Source organism: Propioniciclava sp. LT432 (genome assembly GCF_059515965.1).
Map to the genome: position 1 here is coordinate 14,323 of NZ_JCAKNE010000020.1, position 20,746 is coordinate 35,068.

Below are 20,746 nucleotides of genomic sequence, written 5' to 3' on the forward strand. Positions count from 1 at the left end.
CGGACGCCCGCCCTCACTCCACCCGCGGCAGCTGGACGCGCCAGATCTTGCCGCCCTGCACCCACAGGCCCCGGCCGGGCGGGAAGTCGGCCCGCTTGACCCGCCCCAGCGGCGTCCGGAACACGACCTCGTCCTCCTGGTCGGGCTGCAGCCCCAGTCCGGCTCGCGGCTGCTTGAGCTCCGACATCACCGAGCTGAAGCCGCTGCCGGCCTCGCCGACCTCCGACTCCCCCACCAGGATGTGTCCGTTCCGGCGCGCGGCGACGACCAGGTCGGCCAGCCCCATCTCGGCCGGCCCGTTCACGAAGCCGGGCACGTTCTCCACGATGACCGCCCACGGACGGCCGCCCGCCTCGGCGTCCTCCCCCGCCCGCGGCAGCAACGTGTCCGCCACGAGGGCGTCCACCTCGGTCGCCCCGCGCGCCACGCGCGTCCACCCGTTCCAGGTCGCCAAGGACGACGTCCGCGGGGTGAGCAGGTAGAGCTCGATGCCCGGACGCCAGCGGCGCAGCGAGTGAGCGAGCCAGAGCAGGGCCGCGGTGCGTCCGGACCCGCGGGGGCCGGTGACCAGCACCACACCGGTCGGGTCGAAGCCCATCGGCGCAAGCGACTGGCCCTCCAGACCGAGCACCGGCCTGCCCCCGACCTCGGCGGGCATCGTGGACGGGTCGACCTGCTCGGGGAGCGAGCGGATCTGGAACGGTCGCCCCTTCAGGCGCGGCGCGATCTCCCGCGCCAGCTCCTCGATCAGGCGACTCTGCGCCAGCGGGCTCGGATCCTCCCCCAGGATCGCGATCTGCATCTCCTCCGGATTGTCCTGCAGCATCGCGCGCCCGGGCGGGCTGAGCGGGGTGATCACGTCGGAGGGGACGTCGAGTTCGCCGTACCCCTCCTCGTTCGCCTGCCGCAGCACGACCCGCTGCTGGAAGGCGACCTGGACCGCCCGGGGCACCGTCATGCCGCGGTCGGCGGTCATCGCCACGTGGACACCCACCGCACGGCCGTCAGCCGCCACCCGCCGGAAGCCCTCGTAGACGGCCAGGCGGGCCACGGTCGTGTCGTACTCCGTGCGGAAGGCCCCGAAGTTGTCGAGAAGCACCAGGATGCGCGGCTCATCCGGCCGGTCGGCCAGCCTGCGGTACTCGCTCAGTCCGGACGCCCGGACCGCGTTGTAGCGGGCGGCCCGCTCGTCGACGGTGGCCATCAGCCACCGGATGAGGCGGGTCAGGCGCTCCTCGTCGTCGCCGGGAACGATCGACCCGACGTAGGGCAGCCGCTCCAGCATGGACAGGCCACCGCCACCGAAGTCGATGCCGTAGACGTGCACCGGCCCCCCACGCGGGGTGATGCCGGCGGCCACGCCGAGGGTGCGCAGCGCGGTCGTCTTGCCGGAACCGCCGGCGCCGATGAACAGCACCGAGCCGTGCTCCTCGGGGCGGAAGTGGGTGACGACCTGACGCTGGCGGTCCGGGTCGTCCATCGCGCCGAGCACCAGTTCGGTGTCCGTCCGCTGGCCCATGTTCTCCAGGTTGTAGAGCTCGGCGAGCGGCTCCAGCCACGGACGCCGCGGCGTCCGCACGCGACCGGATCGGGAGGCGTCCCGGATCGCGGCGACGACGCGGTGGATGTCGCGCTCGGGCTGGGGCCCGTCGTGGCTGGTGGTGGCGACCTTCCAGGGACGCCCCAGGCCGAAGTCGAGCTGGGTCACCTGGATCGGCGGGACGGGCGGCTCGTCGTAGGTGCGGGCCCCGGGGTAGGCGGCCTGGAAGCGCGTGATGCGGCCAGGTCCGGTCCGGGCGGCGGCGCGCCCGGGGATCGTCGGGTCGAAGCGGGCCGCCATCGGGTCACCCAGGACGTCCGTGGAGTCGGCGTCGTCGTTCATCCGCAGGGCGACCCGCAGGTTGGTGTTGGCGCGGAGGCTGTCGGTGATGACGCCCGCGGGCCGCTGGGTCGCCATGATGAGGTGGAGGCCGAGCGAACGGCCGCGCTGGGCGACGTCCACGATGCCGTCGTAGAACTCGGGCACCTCGGACTTCAATGCGGCGAACTCGTCGACGACGATGACCAGTGCCGGCGGACAGGCCGGGTCGCCGGTCAGCTCGAAGTCGATCAGGTCCTTCACGCCCTTGCGGTTGAGCAACTCCTCGCGGTGCCGGATCTCGGCGCGCAGGCTGCGCAGGGCACGCCGGACGAGGTGGTCGGAGAGGTCGGTCACCATGCCCACGCTGTGCGGCAGGTCGGTGCACGTGGCGAACGCGGCCCCGCCCTTGTAGTCGACGAACAGGAACGTCAGCCGATCGGGGCTGTACCGGTTCGCCAGCCCCAGCACCCACGCCTGCAGGAACTCCGACTTGCCCGACCCCGTGGTCCCGCCCACCAGGGCGTGCGGACCCTGGCCCCGCAGGTCGAGGGTGAAGGGGTCGGTGCCGGTGTGGCCGACCATGGCCATCAGGTCGCTCGCGCGCTCCCGGGGCCCGGCGGGAGCGTTCCGGTCCACCAGCGACCCGTTCTCCCGCCACCGGACCAGGATCTGCTCGGCGTCCGTGGCGGTCTCCGCCCCCAGCAGGTTGACCACCGACACCAGGCGCGGCACGTCCGACTCGTCGACCGTCGGGGTGCCGATGTCGACGACCGGCGCCAGCCGCCGGGAGACGCGGGCCGCGGTCTCGGCGTCCGCCGCCTCGACCTTGACCGGGCCGACGATCACCTCGTCGCGGACCATGCCGACCACCGGGCTCGTCCCGTCGCCCAGGTCGAGGTAGGTGCGGCAGGCCGCCGGGATGAGCCGCTTCTCGGCGGCGACCCACAGCACGTGGACGCCGACCGCGGGCCCGTCCTCCGCGAGGCGGGTGAGCCGTCCCCGGTCGACCAGCGGCTCGTCGACGACGACGAGCACGGCCGGCAGGACGGGGCCCTCCCGGTCCTGGGACCGGGTGGCGATGACGTCCTCGAGGCGCTCGAGCAGCAGGCGTCCGGTGGCGCCCTCGCTGGACAGCTGCAGCGCGCCGGTCGGCGACTGCGGGGACGCCGCGTGCGGCAGCCACTCGACCCACCGCCACCGTTCGCGGCCCGCGGTGGAGGTCAGGACGGTGACGACGAGTTCGCTCGGCGAGTGCAGGGTCACGACCTGGAGCACGATCGCGCGGGCCACGCCCTCGGCCACCCCGGCGGTGCCGGCGATGCCCACGCCGCCGACACCGCGCAGGTCGGCGACCACGGGGGCATCGGCGATCCAGGCGTACTTGGCCAGCAGCAGGTCCCGTGGACGGGTGTACCGCTCGGCCGCGTCGAAGTCGGCGTTGGCGAACTCCACCAGCGGCCGCACGGGACCATCACCCAGCCGGACCTGCAGGAACTCGGGGTGCTCGGGGCGGCGCGTCCACACGAGGTCGCCGAGGCGTCCGATCTGCTCGACGCACTCCCCCACGGTGGGGTGCGCCTCGCGCAACCGGTCGCGCTGCTCGCGGTGGATCCGCCCGAGCCGGTGGTCGACCTCCGCCAGCCGGGTGTCGTAGGCCAGGTCGTTCTCGCGCCGCTGCCGCCGCTGGTCGAACACCTGGTCGGCCCAGGTGCCGATCAGCATCAGGGGGCTGAACAGGATGAAGAGCAGGCTCATCGGCGACTGGGTGACCGCGAACAGGCCGACGCCCATGAACATCGGAGCCATCATCGCCAGCATCGGGAAGCGCTGGGCGTTCTGCGGCTTCTGCGGGGTCGGCAGCTCGACCTCCTCGCCCTGGCGTCGTCGCAGCACGCGCGGGGAGCGGATGTACTCCACGTCCGTGCTGGACGCCGCCGCCTGGTCCGGACGCCGGGCGTAGCTGATCGTCACGGTCGTGTCGCCGACCACGAAGGGGTCGCCGGGTCCCACGGCCACACGAGGGGTGCGGACGCCCCCGACGAGGACGCCGTTGGCCGAGTTGGCGTCCACGACCTCGACGGTGTCACCGATCTCGATCCGGGCGTGTGCCTTCGACACCAGCGGGTCGGTGAGCCGAACCGTGCTGTCGGCGGACCGGCCGATCGTGGAGGTTCCCGCGTACAGCGGCACCTCGACGCCGGCGTCCGGACCGGCCAGGACGCGCAGCAGCGCGACGGCCTCGCCGCGGTCGGCCGACCGGGAGGCGCCGGGCACGACCTCCAGCACCGCGCCGGAGACCAGCCCGGAACTGACCACGGGCTGGGTGGGGGCCAGGACGGTGACGCGTCCGGCCTGGTCGGTGACCTGCAGGGTGGGCCGGTCCGCCTCCTCCACGGGGCCGTCCGCCGTCGGCCCCTTGAGCAGGGCCCGGGCCACGTCGGCGGCGGTGACCGTGGCGTCCGCCGTCACCTGGACGTGCAGGGGGACCCGGTCGCCGGGCTTGCGGAACAGGACGCGGAGCTTCATGCCTGCGCCCCCGCCCCGGAGTGGTTCGCCAGGCACTCGGCCCGCAGCATCGGCAGGTCGGCGCTCGTCACCAGCAGCGTGGAGACCGCGTACTCGACCAGGCTCACCCGCCGGTTGGCGGCGCTGTTGCCCGGCCCGCCCCGCAGCCCGGCGACGCCGGCCTTGTCGAGCTTGTCGCAGACGTTGTCCAGCTTGCGGTTGAACCGGGTCTGCGACCAACCGAGCCGAGCCGCGGCCTCCACCGCCGACGGCACCTGGGACGCCCCCGTCCCGACCCGCTCCAGCAGCGGCTCGGCCAGCGCGAGCACGGCCAGCTTCTGGCTGTCGGTCAGGGCGGCGTGGGAGATCGTCGTGTCCCCGCCGACCTGGGCGCCGCGCACCGGCTCCGCGACGGGTCCGTCGGTGGTGAGCAGCACCTCGTAGCTGGTCGACCCCGCCGCGAAGGTGAGCGCCGTCTGGTGGAAGACCAGCGGCTGGCGAGCCCCCGGGGACAGGGTGGTGCGCAGCAGCCCGTGCCGGTCGGTGAGGTGGGCGGCGAGGCGTCCGCCCACATTGCTGCACCACCACAGGCCGTCGGCGGACGTGATCTCGATGAAGGCACGGTGCAGGTAGGGGTTGTCGTCGATCTCCAGGTCGCCGGTGCGGCCGATGACGAAGACGCCCTCGGGATCCGGTTCGTGGAGTTCCCCGGCGAAGTCGACGACGAGGCGCGGAACGGTCATGGCACGCACTTTCTCAAGGGTGGGGACGACTGGCCGGTGGATCGCTTCGTGGCGACCTCGAGGCAGGTGGCCTGGGGCCGGGCGGGGACGGTCACCGTCGTCTCGGTGGTCTCCTGGACCGCGGCCTCCCCGTCGAGGAGCACCACCCGGTAGAGGTAGGTGTCGCCGGGTTCCGGCGCCGGGTTGGTCCAGGTGAACGTGACCTGGTCACCCGTCGCCTGCCCGGTCAGGCCGGTGGGCTGACGGACGGCGTCGAACGGGTCCCGGCCCTGGGGGACGACCGGGGACGGTGTCGGGGCCACGGTGGCGTTGCCCGTGCCGGTGACGAGCCAGGCGCCGCCCAGCGCGATCACGACGACAGCCGCGACCGCTGCGAGCACCAGGGGGAGCCGCCTGGCCGGTTCGGGCTCGGGTTCCGCGGACGCCCCGGGCACGGGCCGGCCGGGCGTGACGATGAACGTGTCGTCGGGGGCGACTTGCGGGATGGCCGGGCCGGTGAACTCCAGGGGCTCCCGGGCGGGTGCGGAGCCGCGTCCGTGCTGCAGCACCCGCGGGCCGGTCTGGCCGGTGGTCCCGGACGGGCCGGTCCCGGAAGAGGCGGTCCCGGAAGAGGCGGTCCCGGAGGGGGCGGCGTCCAGCTCGCCCGTGCGCAGGTCGGTCTGCCGCGTGCCACGGGTGCCGCTGTCGAGCCAGCCGGAGTTGGTGTCGGTCGACAGCTCGGGGTCGATCACCGCGAAGCCGGTGACCCGCGTTCCCGTTTCGGCGTAGGTGGTGGCCTCGTCCTCGGCACGGTCGTCCCGGACGTCGATCGTGGTGACGGACTCGTGCAACTCGGCCTGGACCCGTTGCAGTGCCCGGGCGAACTCCAGGGCGGACGCATACCGCTGCTCCGGACGCTTGGACAGCGCGGTGCGCAGGACGCCCTCCAGCGAGTCGGGCACGTCGGCGCGTCCCGTGGGCGGGGCCGGCATCGTCTGGACGCGCTGGGCCAACTCCATCGCGTTGTTCTCGCCGGGCACGTCGAAGGGGCTGTGCCCGGTCAGCATGGCGTGCACGGTCGCGGCGAGGGAGTACACGTCACCCTCCACGCCCATCGGCCCGTTGGCGATCTGCTCCGGCGGGGCCCACGCCACGGAGAAGGCGGCCGCCCCCCTGCCACCGTCCGCGGCCGAGATGCCGAAGTCGGTCAGCGCGGGGCGTCCGAAGTCGGTGAACAGGATGTTGGCCGGCTTGATGTCGCGGTGCAGGATGCCGAGGCGGTGCGCCGTCTCCACGGCCCCGGCGATCTGGATCGCGACCTCCAGGGCCCGCCCCACCGACAGCGGGTGGTGACGCAGCCGTGCCCCCAGGTGGCGGGGGTGGCAACTCTCCATCACGAGGTACGGACGCCCGTCGGGCGCGATGCCCGCCGCGTGGATGCTGACGATCGAGGGATGGCTGGACAACAGCGCCATCACGTTCGCCTCGTCCTCGAACTGGCGCACCGCGTTCTCGCCGAGGCCGCGCAGCAGCACCTTCACGGCGACCTCGCGGCGGGGGCGCAGTTGTCGGTACTGGAACACGTCGGCGAAGCCGCCGGTGCCGAGGACGCCCAGGTACTCGTAGCCGTCCAGCCGCGGCGGCGTCGACGGGGCCCGGCTCATCGCAGGCCCTCGAGGAGGAGCTGGACCCCATGGCCCAGGTCGAGCACGTCGCCGTCCATCAGCAGTTCGGGGCGCTCCCCCAGTCGGACGGGCGCCTCGCCGCGGCGGCGCAGGAACGTCCCATTGGTGGAGTGCAGGTCGACGGCCAGCACGTGCCAGCCCTCCAGGCGCAGTTCGACGTGGTTGCTGGAGACGTGCCCCTGGGACAACGGCACGAGCCGCGGCAGGTCGGAGCCCTGGTGGCGGTCCACCCGCGGGTTGCGGCCCACGATCACCGGGGTGGTCAGGTCGACCACCTCCCCGCCGGGCACCCGGAGGCGTCCCAGCGAGGGGCGGGGCATGCGGAACGGCTCGCCGCCGAGCCGTGCCCCGCACTCATGGCACGTGTCCCGGTGCGGCGGGTTGGCGTGCCCTTCGGTGCAGCGGATGCCGAGGACGGCGTGCTCCCCGGGCGGCACGTCCTCCGGTTCCGGCTCCGGCGCAGTGGGCCGTTCGGCGAAGTCGGCGGCGAGCACGGTGTGGCCGTCGTGGTCGGCGAACTCATCGGCGGACGCCGCGGGCGCGGGGCGGTCCGGCGTCCGGTCGGTCTCGGAGGGCACCGAGGAGATGAACTCGCCGTCTTGGTCGCCGCGGATGGCGGCGTCCTCGACGCTGAAGATCTCCGTGTCCCCGTACTGGCGGGCGAACCTGCCCCCGGGGGCGGGTGCCTCCGCCGGTTCCTCGGGTTCCTGGTCGACGACGAGCACCGGGTCCCAGGTGTCCGCGTCGTCCCGCGGGAGGGGCTCCGCCGGTGCGACCGCGGCGTCCGGCTGTGGTGCTCCGAGGAGGTCGTCGGCCGAGGCGGGGAGGTCCAGCAGGGCGACGGGCGCCACCTCCGCGGGGGCGGCGTGGCCGACGCCGGCGTCCGGCACGCGGGCACCCCACGCCAGGCCGGACGCGAGGACCAGCCCGGCGACCACGGGGCGTCCGTCGGTGGGATCCCCCACCCTGCCCACGCGCGCGCCGTCCCCACCGGGGACGAACCGCTCGGTCCACGTGGTGATGCCCGCGCCGCGGACGACCTCGTCGTCGACCTGCGCCTCGGCCGCGCCGCGCGCCGCCAGCTGCCAGTCGCCCGACCGGGTGCGCAGCGCGATCGCGAAGTCGGGCAACGACAGCACGTCCGTGCCGGTGTGGGTGCTCAACAGCTTCAGGAACCCCGCCAGGTCCCCACCCTCGGTGAACCCTTCCCAGATCGCGACGACGGCCGGAATCCCGACGTCGCCGGACACGATCGCCAGGCCGTGCGACCACACCAGCCCGTGGTCGCTCCCCTCGAACCACAACGTGTGCATGCTCAGTCCTCTCCCCCCGCGACGCGCCGGGGCGCCCACGGACTCGGCTGCTGCTCGGTGACCGTGTCGTCATCGTCGGCGCTCGGTTCGGTCAGGGTGTGCTCGTCGGCGTCGGACGCCGCGGCCCAACGCACGGACACGGCGTCCACCACCACCGCGGTCACGTTGTCGCGCCCGGACGCGGTGACGGCCGCGCGCACCAGGCTGCGGGCGGCCTCGTCCGGGTCGAGCAGCGTGCGCAACATGGCGGTCATCAGCATCGGGGTGAGCTCGGAACTCAGCCCGTCGGAGCACACCAGGAGCCGGTCGCCCTCCTGCAGGGGCAGCAGCCACTGGTCGACCGCGGGGGCGCCGCCGGCGCCGGCACCCAGGGCACGGGTGATGACGTTGCGCCCCACGGTCAGGGACTGCTCCTCCAGGCCGAGGTCGATCAGCTCCTGCCGCCGTGAGTGGTCGACGCTCACCTGCTCCAGGCGTCCGTCGCGCAGCAGGTAGACCCGCGAGTCGCCCACGTTGAACACCAGCCAGTAGGGGCGTCCCCCCTGCTGGGTGAGGGCCACCCCGGCCACCGTGGTGCCGGGCGCGCGTCCGGCGCCGGCGAGCGCCTCGATGTTGGACGCCGCGGTCGCGACGGCGTGGTGCACCTGGTCGGTGCTGGTCCACTCACCGGTGATCCGGGCGAACTGGCGGACGGCCTCGGCGGAGGCGGCGTCCCCGCGGGTGTGCCCGCCCATGCCGTCGGCGACGAGGAAGAAGGGGCGGCGGGCCCAGAACGCGTCCTCGTTGTGGTCGCGCAGCCGCCCGGGGTCGGTGGCCGCCCCGCTCCGAACGTCCACCTGGGGGCCAGGGGTCACCGTGGTCATCCGATCGTGATCCGGTGTCGACCGAAGTGGACGCTGGAACCCTCCCGCAACCGCACCTTGCGGCCGGGCATGACCGGCGCGGGTTCGGCATCGGCGACCGGCGCGACCGCCGTGCCGTTGGTGGAGTGCAGGTCGATGACCCACACCCCCTCGTCGTCGCGGCCGAGCAGCAGGTGGGTCTTGGAGATGAGGGAGTCGTCCAGATGGTGGGCCACGGCGTCCGGGTGGCTGCCGGGGACCGTCGGGTTGCGGCCGAACACCAGCGGCGGCGCCACGATCAGCGGGTGCTCCCCGTCGAGGGTGATCTCGGGGGTGGTGCCCGTGGTCGTCGAGCCCTCCAGGACGCTCGGCTTCAGGATGGTCTGGTCGACCTCGGCCTGGTGGCGGACCTCGGCCCGCTGGTGGGACTCCGGCCCGCGCGAGTCGCGCACGACCGGGGGCACGACCGGGGGCGCGACCGCGGGCATGGACGCCGGCCCCCCAGACGCCAGCGCCCCGGAGCCACCCGGAACGGCGGTGATCAGCCCGCCGTCGGACGTCACCGACGACACGGCGGGGAACTCGTACGGCGAGGTGCTCTGCCCGCCCCAGGCGGTGGGCGCTGCTTCCGGGTTGAACTGCACCGGAGCCACGTTCGGCACGTCACGCGGTGCGACGGGCGCCTCCACCGGGCTGCCGGGCTTCCGGCCGGTGCGACCGTCGACGAGCATCAGCGAGGTGGCGCGGTCGAACCAGTTGCGGCGCATCGGCCCGTGCACCGTGGTGAACACCAGGATGGCCGGGAGGATGCCCGCGGTCAGGGCGCCCAGCAACGACTGCAGCATCTGCTTGCCGAAGAAGCGGCCCCCGGACAGGCGTCCGGTGCGGACGTCGACGTACTGCGCGTTCAGGAACACGCCGGCCAGCCGGGAGGACCGCGCGAACATGGCCACGAGCGAGGCCACCCCGTAGACGACGGAGACGGCGACGACCACGGGGAGGGCCCACGGCTCCTGGATGCTGGACAGGTAGGCGGCCAGGCCGGCGACGGCCGCCGCGATCACCACGTCGACCAGGACGATCAGGACACGGCGTCCGGTGTCCATCGGCGTGTAACCCGCGACGGCCGGGTAGGACCCGGTCCGGTCGGTCGGCGCCCCCTCGGCGGTCAGGTTGTAGGGGTACACACTCATGGCTTCACCTTTCGCGACGGAAGGGGCAACGGGGGCAGCCGGAGGGCACCCCGACGGCGGACGAACGACCTCAGCGAGACGAAGGACCGGAACCGCCGCCATCGACCCTGCCCGGATGCCATGGCCGCCAGGGCGGAGTCGACGCCGGTCCACACGCCCGCCGCCGCCTCCGGTGAGGGGACGGCCGGACCGAACACCCCGGCGTCGACCGCGGCGGCGACCTGCTCCAGCCGGGCCTGCGGGTAGGTGAGCTGGAGCTCCTGCGACGTCTCCCGGCGCGTCGCCAGGAGCGGCACGTGGGCGCCCCGGTCGACGGCGGCGTCCTCGAGTTCGGCCCATGCCCCGGTGAACCGGTCGGCGACGTTGGGGGCGTGCCGACGGCGTTCGCGTCGCCGGCTCTTCAGCCAGGCGATCCCGACGAACGGCGCCGCGACCAGGGCGCCCCCGAGCAGGACGAGGCCCACGGTGAGCAGGACGCGCACCAGCAGGTCGTCCCCGGGCTCGTCGGTCTCCTCGTCGCTGCCGGGCTTGTCCGTGGAGTCCTGCAGCACGGTGATCGGGGGGTCGGGCGGGGGCAGGACCTGCGGTCGCGGCTTGGGGCGCGGCTGGGGAACCGTGGTCTGCGGCACCTTGTCGCGGTCGGGCGTCGGGTCGAACGTGACCCAGCCCAGGCCCTCGAACGGCACCTCGACCCACACGTGGGCGAGGTCGCCGGTGACCTGCAGCGGGCCGGACCGTCGAGCGTCCGCCGGCTCGTGGAACCCCATCACCACACGGGCGGGGAAGCCGAGCTGGCGGGCCATCAGGGCGAACGCGACCGCGTACTGCTCGTCGTCCCCGGCCATGACCGGGGCGGCCAGCATCGAGGAGATGCGCTCCATCGAGTGCCCGGGACGTGACTGGTCCCCCGTCACGTAGAAGCCCGCATCCTGCAGGCCCTTCTCCAGGGCGCGCAGCTGCTCGATCGGCGTGACCGCCTCCCCGACCAGTTCGGTGGCCAACTCGCTGAGGACGTCGGGAACCCGCTCGATCCGGCCCAGCGGGACCTGGGCGACCCGCTCGGCCCGCTGGTCGTCTACCGGTGGCGGCACGACGAGGTCGACGGCGTAGCGATCGCCCGCGCCCACCCCGGCGGTGGCCAGCAGGGTGCCGCCCCAGGCGTTGTGGTGCAGGCCCTCGGCCTGCGCCTCGGCCCGGGGGCCGGTGAAGCGGACGCCGCGGACGTCGCCGCCGCCGGGCAGCCACACCGCCTCGTAGGCGTCCACAGAGATGTCGAGCGTCTCGCGGACGCCGGCGCTGCCGCCGTGGACCGTGGGGCCGATGCGCAGGAAGCTCGCCGAGTCGGAGTCGACGTTGTAGACCTGGCCGTCGTAGGCGTCGAGTGTCGCCACCCGGAGCCGGCCCCGCTCCGGCAGGCCGGACACCGTGAACAGGGTCGCGTCCCGCTGGTCGTCGAGTATGTACCGGTAGGAGGTGAGCGGGCTCGGGTACTCCTGCAGGTTCAGGGGCGGCTGCACGTACTGGCGCAGCACCGTCCGATTGCCCCCCTCGAGGAGGGGCGAGGTGACCATCGCGAGCGTCGCGGCCGCGGCGACCAGGGCGGCGGCCGCGGCGAGCGTGCGCGGGCCGGAGGTGGCCGAGGCGTCCGGGAGCACCTCGTCGCCGGCCAGCGCGGTGGCCCGATGCTGCCGCCACACCGCCCACATCAGGGCGACGACGCCCAGCAGGACGCCCAGGCCGCCCGCCGCGGCGGGCACGTCGATGCCCCACAGGATGCCGACGAGCAGGAACACCGCGGCCGGCACCAGCGCCAGCAGGTGGCGCCGGACGCCGATGGCCGCCCAGGCGGTGAGCAGGCCGGTGACCATGCCGGACAGGTAGGGCACGACCGCGGGGCCGACGAAGCTGCCCGCGGGGGGACGCACGGTCAGCAGGTCACGCCACGACTGCACGGCCAGCGGAACCAGGCGCAGCAGGGTGTCAAGGGTCGGGATGACGCCGAACAGGGTCGTCTGGCGCAGCGCCAGGGCTCCTCCGAACAGCAGGTAGGCGCCCACGAACACGGCCGCCGTGGTGGCCAGGGGCCAGCGGCGGAGACGGGCCGCCAGCCCGATCGCCACGCCGAGCAGGACGCCCCCGCCCGCGGCCACGTAGCCGGGCGGGCCTGCGAAGACGGGCCCGAAGGCGAGGACGCCGGGGAGCAGCAGCAGCGCGGCGGCCACGGCCGAGACCACGAGGTCCGGCCCGGTGAGGAGGCGCGTGGAGGAGGGACGCGGACGGTCCACGGACAGCAGGCTCATCGCAGGCTCCTCAGGCCGCGGGGCAGGTCGTCCAGCGTCGCCACGTCCAGCACGTGCAGGTCGGACGCGGTACGCCGGGCGGCGGTGCCCGTCCGGTCGCAGCGGACGGCGAACGTCGTGACCTCCCGCGGGATCGCCAGCCGGGCCGCCCGCAGGTCGGCGGCGGTGCTCGCTCCGGTGACGAGCACGGCGACCGAGGCGTCCGGTACGCGACGGGCGCCCTCCTGCGCGACCGCGCGCAACGTCGCCCGGGCGCGGTGCCGCAGCTCCAGGCGGGAGAGTTGGTCGAGCAGGGTGAGCGCGTTGGTGAACCCCAGGGTTCCGGCGGCGGTGTGGACGGTCACCGCCCGCTCCTGGGTCAGCGAGGCCCGGGCCAGGCTGGCCGCGCACGACACGGCCAGCTCGAAGTCGTCCTCGTCGCGGTAGTCCTCCGGATCCAGGGACAGCACGATCAGCAGGTGGGTGCGCATGGTCTCCTCGAACTGGCGGACCATCAACTTCCCGACCCGAGCCGTGGTGCGCCAGTGGATCGCGCGCCGGTCGTCCCCCGGGCTGTACTCACGCAGCGCGTGGAAGGACACGTCCGAGCTGGACAGGTTCTGGGTCGTCGCACCCTCGACGTCCTTGAGGAAGCCCAGGGCGACGTCCTCGAGCCGGACGGTCTCGGGGTGGATGAACAGGTCCACGGGGTCGCTCCACCGGCGCTGGCGCTGCAGCAGGCGCAGCGGGTCGGTGCGCACGGCCCGGACGGGCCCGATCCGCACGACCGAGCGGCGGCGTCCGGGGATCTGGAAGATCTCCTCGTGCTCGGCGTCCGGCCCCAGCCGGGGCACCCGGAACGCGGCCACGTTGCGGCCGACAGGCAGCTCCAGGACGGTCGAGGCCGCGCCGCGGCCCGAGGTGGTGCGGAGGACGACCCGACCGAGGGCGGTCTCGCCCACCTGGATGCGGCGGGTGCCCAGTTCGATCCGGGCCTCGTAGTCCCAGCGGCCGAAGGTGAACGCGACCGCGACCAGCAGCAGGACGGCGAGCATCAGCGCGAGCGTGCGCAACTCGACCCAGTCGTGGCGCCACCCGAGGAGCCCGGCAACGACCAGCGTGCCCAGCGTGACCCAGCCCAGGGGCGAGACGGTCGCCACCACCGGTTCGGCCCGCCGGCTGACCGTGGTCAGCACCGGGCGCGCCACGTCCCAGACCCGGACGCCCACCCGTGCGGCCCGGCTCACTGGCCCTGTCGCTGCTTCGGGGCCTCGACGTTGTCGAGGGCGCGCGCGATCACCTGGCTGCCGGACGCCCCGGAGAACTCGGCCTCCGGCGACATGACCAGGCGGTGGGTCCACACCGGAGCCGCCAGCTCCTTGACGTCGTCCGGCACCGCGTAGTTGCGACCGTGGGCGGCGGCCCAGACCCGGACCGCGCGCACCATGGCGATGGCGCCGCGGGTCGACACGCCGAGCGTGGTGTCCTTGTCCTCGCGGGTGGCCTCCACGAGCCGCTGCACGTAGTCGAGGATCGATTCGTTGACGTAGTTCGTCGTCACCATGTCCGCCATCTCCGCCACGGCGTTGGCGGCGATGACGGGACGCAGGTTCTTCGCCCGGTCCGGGTTCGCCGACCCGGCCAGCACCTGCAGCGAGGCGGCCCGGTCGGGGTAGCCCACGGATGTCTTCATCAGGAAGCGGTCCAGCTGGGCCTCGGGCAGCCGGTAGGTGCCGGCCTGCTCGATCGGGTTCTGGGTCGCGATGACCATGAACGGACGGCCCTGGTCGTGGCGGACGCCGTCGACGGTGACGTGGGACTCCTCCATGACCTCCAGGAGGGCCGACTGGGTCTTCGGCGAGGCCCGGTTGATCTCGTCGGCCAGCACGATCGAGGCGAAGATCGGTCCCTTGTGGAACTCCCACTGGCCCCTCTTCTGGTCGTACATGGTGACGCCCGTGATGTCGGAGGGCAGCAGGTCGGGGGTGAACTGGATGCGGCTGTGCGTCCCCTGCACCGTCGCGGCGATGGCCCGTGCGAGGGCGGTCTTGCCCGTGCCCGGGGCGTCCTCCAGCAGCAGGTGTCCGCCGGCCAGCATGCAGGTCACCGCCAGCCGGATCACCGGGGCCTTGCCGAGCAGCGCGTGGCCGACGTTGTCGGTCAGCTTCGCGAACGTCTCGGCGAACCAGGCGGCGTTCTGGGGAGTGAGGTCCATCGATGATTCCTTTGGGGTCGTGGGTGGGAGGGTGGAGGGAGGTGTCACCATCGGATGCTGCCGGTCACCCCACCGCAGGTGGCCGACACCGTCGATCCGGGGTAGCCGTAGTACTGGTTGAGATTCCGGCTGTCGTTCGGACCCAACGTCCAGGGCCCGCCGGCATAGCTCAGGCCCCCGGTGCCGTAGGCCTGCCAGTAGAGCGTGCAACTGACGTTCCCGGGGAAGTCGGCGGTCCTGATGCCGATGTACTGGCACGACGACGTGCTGCACCCGGGCTGTCCGACGGCGTTGCCGTACTTGTAGATGCTCACCGTCGGGTCCGGTGGCTTGGGCCCCGTCGTGGCGCTGTCACAGTTCTTCGCGCCAACCAGGCCACCGGTCTGGGCAGCCTGGATGCAGAGGGTGCGGCTGGCGGAGTAACCGACTGTGCCGAAGCCATGGCTGCCGGACGCTCCTCCGTCGGTGGCGGACCAGTCACCGCTGACCACGAAGTTGGTCTGCCGTCCGTTGGCGTTCCCGCCGCTCCACGAACAACTGATCGAGGTGCCGCTCGCCGAACACGACATGGACGGGCTGATGGGGGGACCGTAGGCGTTGACCGTCGTCGACGTGGACGGCCCCTGCACCGACTCCCCGTTGACCGTCGAGACCGCGTAGACGGCCACCGACGTGTTCACCCCGTTGGGGAACGCCGCGTTGGTGATGGTCGTCGTGCCCGGCTTCACCGAGCCCGTCACCCCGTTGGCCCTCCAGTAGTAGGCCATCTCGGCTGAGGTCGCGCCGTTGCCGTCGGCCGCCGCAAACGTGAGGCGGATCTGGTTGTTGACGCCGGTCGCCTCGGCGGAGAGTCCCTTGACCGCGCTCGGGGTCTGCCAGCCCCGGATGCCGTTGGACGCCGGCGACCAGGGGCCCCAGCCTGCCTTGTTCCTGGCCCGCACCTCGAACGTCTGGTTCGTCGTGGAGACGTCCAGGGTGACGTGCGTCGAGGTGGCGGTCCCGGTGTAGAGCGTGGCGCCTCCGGTGCGGCGCATCTCGTAGGTGAGGTTGGCGTCACCGTTGGCGTTGGGCGCGGTCCAGCTGATGGTGGCCGACGGCGGCAGGGCGCTGACCGGGTCCTTGACCGCCCGGGGGGCCGCGGGCTGCAGGGGCGGCCCGGCGGGCACGACGGCCACGGAGCTGGCCGACCAGTCCGACGGGTTGGGGTCGTTGTTGTGCGCCTGCACCCGGAACGTGTACGCCGTGCCGTTGGTCAGCCCGCTCCACGTCAGTGACGTGGTCGTGACCTTCTGGGTGGCCCCGCCGGGGCTGATCTGGACGGTGTAGCTGTGCACCGCCGAGCCTCCGTCCGGCACCTGGGCCGCCGGCCAGGACAGGCTGACCTGCTTGTCGCCGAAGGTGCCCACGGGCATGCCCGGCGGGTTGGGCTTCACGTCAGGACGGATCGGAGCACTGGCCGCGGACGGGTCGGACTCCCCCACCTCGTTGACCGCGGTGACGGTGAACACGTACGTGTGGTTGTTGCCCAAGGTGTCGATGAGGCAGGTGGTGACAGCCCCGCACGCCTTCGTCCCGCTGGTGCCGCCGTCGGCGCTGGTCCAGCTCACCCGGAAGTCGGTGATGGGGGCGCCGTTGTTGGCCCCCGCCGTCCACGACACGGTCGCGGTGCGCGACAGGTGGGTCTCCGCCACGACCGCGGTCGGCGGGTCCGGCCTGTCTCGGACGGTGACGGTGACCGTCCCCTTGACGTACCGCGAGGGAGAGGCGGTGGCGTCGGCGAGGGTGTAGGTGACGATCAACTGGCCGTGGTACCTGGCCGGCGGCGTGATGGCGAGGGTCAAGCCGCTGACCGTCACCTTCGCACCCGGCACGTTCGCCTGTGGCACCCCGACGATCGTGACCTGCTTGCCTTGGTCGGAGAACGGGTTGGAGACCACCGTGGACAGGTCGACGGTGCTCGGCTGGCCGGCGCGTCCGTCGTTGATCGCGATGGGCTTGGTGGTGATGAGCGGTCGCGTGGACGCGGTCGCCCGCAGCATCACGTTGCCGGAGATGGGCGGGGTCGACCCGTCGGTGAGGGTCACCGGGAGGGGCGCGGTCGTGCCTGGCTGGGTCTCGGCCTCGGCCTTGACGGTCAGGGTGGTGCCGTCCAGCCCGGCGGTGAAGCCGGCGGGCACGGCCCCCAGCGAGAACCTCAGGCGCTCGAGGTCGCCCGGGTCGGGGTCGCTGGCCATCTGGCGCAGGTCGACGCTGCGCGTCTCGCCGGCCTCGGTGGTGACCTCGGAAGGGGTGAACACGGGCGGGTTCGGCTGGGCCGCGGCGGGCTCCACGACGATGGGGATCGACAGGGTCGCCGTCCGGCCCTGCGGGTCGTCCGCGGACGCCCCGTCGGTCACCTCGAAGGTGATCGAGGTGGGCCCCGAGAAGTCCGGCACCGACCGGTACTGCAGGGTGAACTCGTCGCGGACGGGCTCGGTGGTGTCCGCCCCCACGCCGACGCGGACGCGGTCGGCGAAGGTCAGGCGGGGCGTGTGGCCTGCGCGGACGACCACCACATCACGGAGGTTGACGTCCAGCACCTCACCGGCCGTCACTCGCAGCGGGACCTTGGTGAGGTCCAGGTGGGGGGCCATCGAGTCCCGGGGCGGGACGACGATCGCGCCGCGGGCCGTGAGTCCGTCCGGATCGGTGATCGTGTACAGCAGCACCTGGCGCTGCTCGGTGAACTGGACGGTGATCCGGTTGCCGTTGGTGACGGTGGCGCCCGGCTCGTCCGTGCTGACCCTCAGGTCGGACGTGCTGCCATCGGGGTCGTGGTCGTTGGCCAGCACGTCCACCTCGGCGCTCGCCCGCTCCTGGCCCGTCTCGGTGGTGGGGACCAGGTCGTCCTCGGCTACCGGGGCCCTCGTCACGGCCTCGGGGCTGACATGCACCGTGAGGACGCCGCGGGTGCGGCCGCCGCGACCGTCGGTCACGTCGTGGTAGTAGCGCAGAGTCGACGCCTCCCTCGGCGACCGCAGGGACACCTGGCCCTTCTCGACCGTTGCCTCGACCTTGGTGGTCGAGTCGGTCGGGACGATGCTGTTCGGGTCGAGGGACAGGGTGTCGCCGTCCGGGTCGACGTCGTTGCTGATCACGTCGACGCTGAGGAGTCGGTCCGGGCGCATGGAGAGGTCGTCCGGCACCGCGAAGGGGGCCTGGTTGCTCTCGTTGGGGGTGGCGATGCCCACCCGCACGGTGGCGGTCGCGCGAGCGCCGAAGCGGTCGGCCACCTCGTAGGAGAAGGTGTCCGTGCCGGTCGCGGACTTCGCCGCGGTGTACACGATCGTGGCGCCCTCGACCTGGGCGGTGCCCAGGCGGGGGCCGGTGCCGAGGCCGGCCAGGGTGACCGAGTCCCCCTCGGGGTCGATCCCGTCCGTCGGCACGTCGATGGCCACCGTGGAACCGGCGATGACCCGGCCCTCGAGAGGCCGCGGCACGGGCGGGCTGTTGGTCCCCTCGCTCATCGGGGAGATGGTGAGGACCACCTGCCCGGTGTCGAAGTTCCCGGCGGAATCCTTGACCGTGTAGTTGAGGCGGACGTTGCCCGCCTTCCTGGCGCGGAACCGCACGGTGTCCCGGGACGCGAACGCGTCGCCGTACGAGGCGTCACCACCCTCGATCGTGACCTCGGGGTCGATGGCCAGGGCCAGACCCGAGGGGGACAGGTCGTTGCGCAGCACCTCCACCGAGACGATGTCGCCCTCGCGGACGACCGCCTCGTCGTCGTTCGCCCGCGGCGGGATGAGGGTGGCGCTCGGGGGGAGCGGGACGACCGTGACGCGCCCGGTCGCCTCGCCGGTGCCGTTGGAGACCTTGTAGGTCACGTCGACCGGACGCTCCAGCCCCGCCGGAGAGCTCACCAAGAGCGTGCTGTGGTCCACGATCTCGACGGCCAGGCCCGCATCCTCCGGCACCTCGACCGCCTTCAGGACGAGGACCCCGCCCTGGGGATCGGTGTCGTTGGCGAGCGGGGCCACCATGGCGGTGCCGCCCGTGGGCAGCATGGTGAGGTCGTCCACCGGAACCGGACGCCCCTCGACCGGGTCGGCGACGTCCACGCGGATCCAGCCGGTCGAGACGGTGGAGGACTGGTTGGCCACCTGGTAGGCGAGGTAGAAGGTGCCCGTGGTCTCCGAGGTGTAGCGGATCGTCCCGGTGGTGAAGTCGGGGGTCGCCCGCATGCCGGCCGGGGCCGGGTCCAGCGAGGTGAGCCGGAGGCCGCGTCCGTTCGGGTCGACGTCGTTGGCCAGCGGCGCGATGACGACGTCCTGGCCCTTCAGGGCCGTGACGTGGTCGTTGTTGGCGACCGGCGGCTGGTTGGGCTCCAACACGGTCACCGTGAGCGTCCCGGTGCCGCTGTTGGCCCCATCACTGACGGTCACCTGCACCTTCTGCGGGCCGGGGCCGGCCGTGCCCAGGTCCTTCACGGTGATGACACCGTCGGGCCGGTACTGCACCGAGAGGATCGGCGGCGCGCTGATCGAGGAGACGTACATGGCGTCGCCCTCGGGATCGCGGAAGTCGCTGAGGATCGCGTAGGAGACCTCACCGTTCGCGCCGACCCGGACGTCGGAGTTGCGGCGCTGGAACGGGGCCTGGTTGACGTCGGGCCCGAACACGGAGACACGGACGTTCGCGTCGTCGGAACCGCCGCGTCCGTCGTCGGCGGTGTACTGGAAGGACATCGTGCTGGGCGCGTCCTGCGGGACGTCGATGCTGAGCGTCTCGCCACCGCGGGACCGCGAGACGGCGGCGCCCTGCGGTTGGGTCTTGACCGAGGCGGTCAGCAGGTCCCCGTCCGGGTCGACGTCATTCTCGAGCACCGGCAGCGTGAAGGTGCGGCCGGGCCGGACGCCGTACTCGTCGTCGATGGCGTCCGGCTTCGTGTCGGCGCGCTCCTTGTCGACCGAGATCTGGTCGACGGTCTCGGTGGCGGAGAGGGTGTCGTCCTGCTTCTCCTCGTCCTTCGTGTTGATCTGCTGCCAGTCGTCGAGGACTGTCATGTCCTGGTTCACCATCACGAGCAGACCGGTCGCCACGTCATTGAGGACGACCAGGTCACGGTTGACGCGGAAGACCAGGTCGACCGAACCCTGCAAGGCCGCCACGACCTCGGCCCGGTCGTCGGCCGGGTTCCCGCACGAGCGGACGTAGGCGCCCGACCCACCCCACGCGAAGTAGGCGCAGCCCAGGACCACCACCGGACGCGCGGGCTTGCCGACCCCGTCGACGGGCGTCACGGTCGCCTCCCCGCCATCCAGCCGCGCGACGACGCGGGACGCCTGCCCGGCGGCGAGGACCTCGTCGGCGTCCGGGCCCGGCTGCTGCAGGACGAGCTCGTCGGCATCGGCGACCGGCGTCGCGCCGTGCACGGTGCGCAGCATGGCGGACGCCTTGTCGAGGACGACCACGGTGTCCCCCACGACGGTCAGGTCGGCCGAGGCGAGGTCCTGGAGGCCCTGGATGGTGCCCACGTCCTTGACGTCGCGGTCGATCCGCTTGACCAGCCCGCCGGGCAGGACGACGTTGGCGACGCCGTCGGTGCCCACGATGGTGCGGGCCCCGGGGACCTCCTCGAGGACCGGCTCGGCGGTCGGGCTGAATCCGCCGGCCTGCGCGGCGTCCATCACCCACACGCGTCCGTTCTCCGCGTCGGTGAAGGCCGTCCTGGTCGCTCCGTGGCTGAAGGCGACGGCCGGGCCGTGGTCCGCGCCCTCGTCCAGGGTCAGGGCGGCGGTGTCGATGGCGCTGGCGCGCGCGTTGGCGGTGTCCTGCAGGAACACCGTCCGCGCGGACTGCGAGACGTCGAAGCTGGCCGACGGCGTCCGGACGCCGCCGTCGAGGGTGCGCGAGGGGTAGTTGAGGTGGCCGACCAGGCGCAGCGACTGGTTGGTGACCCACACGCCCCCGTCGTTGAGCTGGAGTTCACGAGCCGGGACTCCGGGGTGCAGCACCGCGAGGAGGGTGAGCACGAGCGCGATGGACACCAGCGCGAGGGCACCCCGCTTCTGTCGACGCCATGTGTCCGCCATCGGGCACCATCCTCCGTGGCGCGCACGAGGTCGGAAGCAGGATCGTGGGGGCGGCAC

The 20,746-nt window shown here is 73.0% G+C and carries 10 protein-coding genes; all 10 read right to left on the reverse strand.

What is annotated here, in order from left to right; all coding sequences use genetic code 11:
- Positions 1-13 precede the first annotated feature (13 nt).
- Genes AC5YDV_RS12295 through AC5YDV_RS12340 form a run of 10 tightly spaced genes read right to left on the reverse strand, consistent with a single transcriptional unit; the run spans position 14 to position 20,689 of the window.
- A complete protein-coding gene (locus AC5YDV_RS12295) occupies positions 14-4,387 on the reverse strand; it encodes a type VII secretion EssC family protein (RefSeq protein WP_496184005.1) in 4,374 nt (1,457 codons plus the stop codon).
- The gene (locus AC5YDV_RS12300; protein ID WP_496184004.1) at positions 4,384-5,109 is read right to left on the reverse strand and encodes a hypothetical protein; all 726 of its coding nucleotides are present in this window, start codon (positions 5,107-5,109) and stop codon (positions 4,384-4,386) included. Before AC5YDV_RS12300 ends, AC5YDV_RS12295 begins: the two co-directional genes overlap by 4 nt.
- Positions 5,106-6,752 carry a serine/threonine-protein kinase gene (locus AC5YDV_RS12305; protein ID WP_496184003.1) on the reverse strand — a complete coding sequence of 549 codons (1,647 nt, stop codon included), beginning with the start codon at positions 6,750-6,752 and terminating at the stop codon, positions 5,106-5,108. Before AC5YDV_RS12305 ends, AC5YDV_RS12300 begins: the two co-directional genes overlap by 4 nt.
- A complete protein-coding gene (locus tag AC5YDV_RS12310) occupies positions 6,749-8,086 on the reverse strand; it encodes an FHA domain-containing protein (protein WP_496184002.1) in 1,338 nt (445 codons plus the stop codon). Before AC5YDV_RS12310 ends, AC5YDV_RS12305 begins: the two co-directional genes overlap by 4 nt.
- A gap of 2 nt (positions 8,087-8,088) precedes the next feature.
- The gene (locus tag AC5YDV_RS12315; protein ID WP_496192497.1) at positions 8,089-8,940 is read right to left on the reverse strand and encodes a PP2C family protein-serine/threonine phosphatase; all 852 of its coding nucleotides are present in this window, start codon (positions 8,938-8,940) and stop codon (positions 8,089-8,091) included.
- Positions 8,941-8,945: 5 nt separating this feature from the next.
- On the reverse strand, positions 8,946-10,121 hold the full coding sequence (locus tag AC5YDV_RS12320) for an FHA domain-containing protein (protein WP_496184000.1): 1,176 nt from the start codon (positions 10,119-10,121) through the stop codon (positions 8,946-8,948).
- Positions 10,118-12,421, reverse strand: coding sequence for a transglutaminase TgpA family protein (locus AC5YDV_RS12325; protein WP_496183999.1), 2,304 nt, complete (start codon positions 12,419-12,421; stop codon positions 10,118-10,120). The genes AC5YDV_RS12320 and AC5YDV_RS12325 overlap by 4 nt, the downstream gene beginning before the upstream one ends.
- On the reverse strand, positions 12,418-13,647 hold the full coding sequence (locus AC5YDV_RS12330; protein ID WP_496183998.1) for a DUF58 domain-containing protein: 1,230 nt from the start codon (positions 13,645-13,647) through the stop codon (positions 12,418-12,420). Before AC5YDV_RS12330 ends, AC5YDV_RS12325 begins: the two co-directional genes overlap by 4 nt.
- Positions 13,644-14,615: an AAA family ATPase gene (locus AC5YDV_RS12335; protein WP_496183997.1), complete on the reverse strand. Its 972-nt coding sequence runs from the start codon at positions 14,613-14,615 to the stop codon at positions 13,644-13,646. Before AC5YDV_RS12335 ends, AC5YDV_RS12330 begins: the two co-directional genes overlap by 4 nt.
- Before the next feature lie 44 nt (positions 14,616-14,659).
- Entirely contained in the window at positions 14,660-20,689 is a 6,030-nt protein-coding gene (locus AC5YDV_RS12340; protein WP_496183996.1) for an Ig-like domain-containing protein, read from the reverse strand.
- Positions 20,690-20,746: the final 57 nt, after the last annotated feature.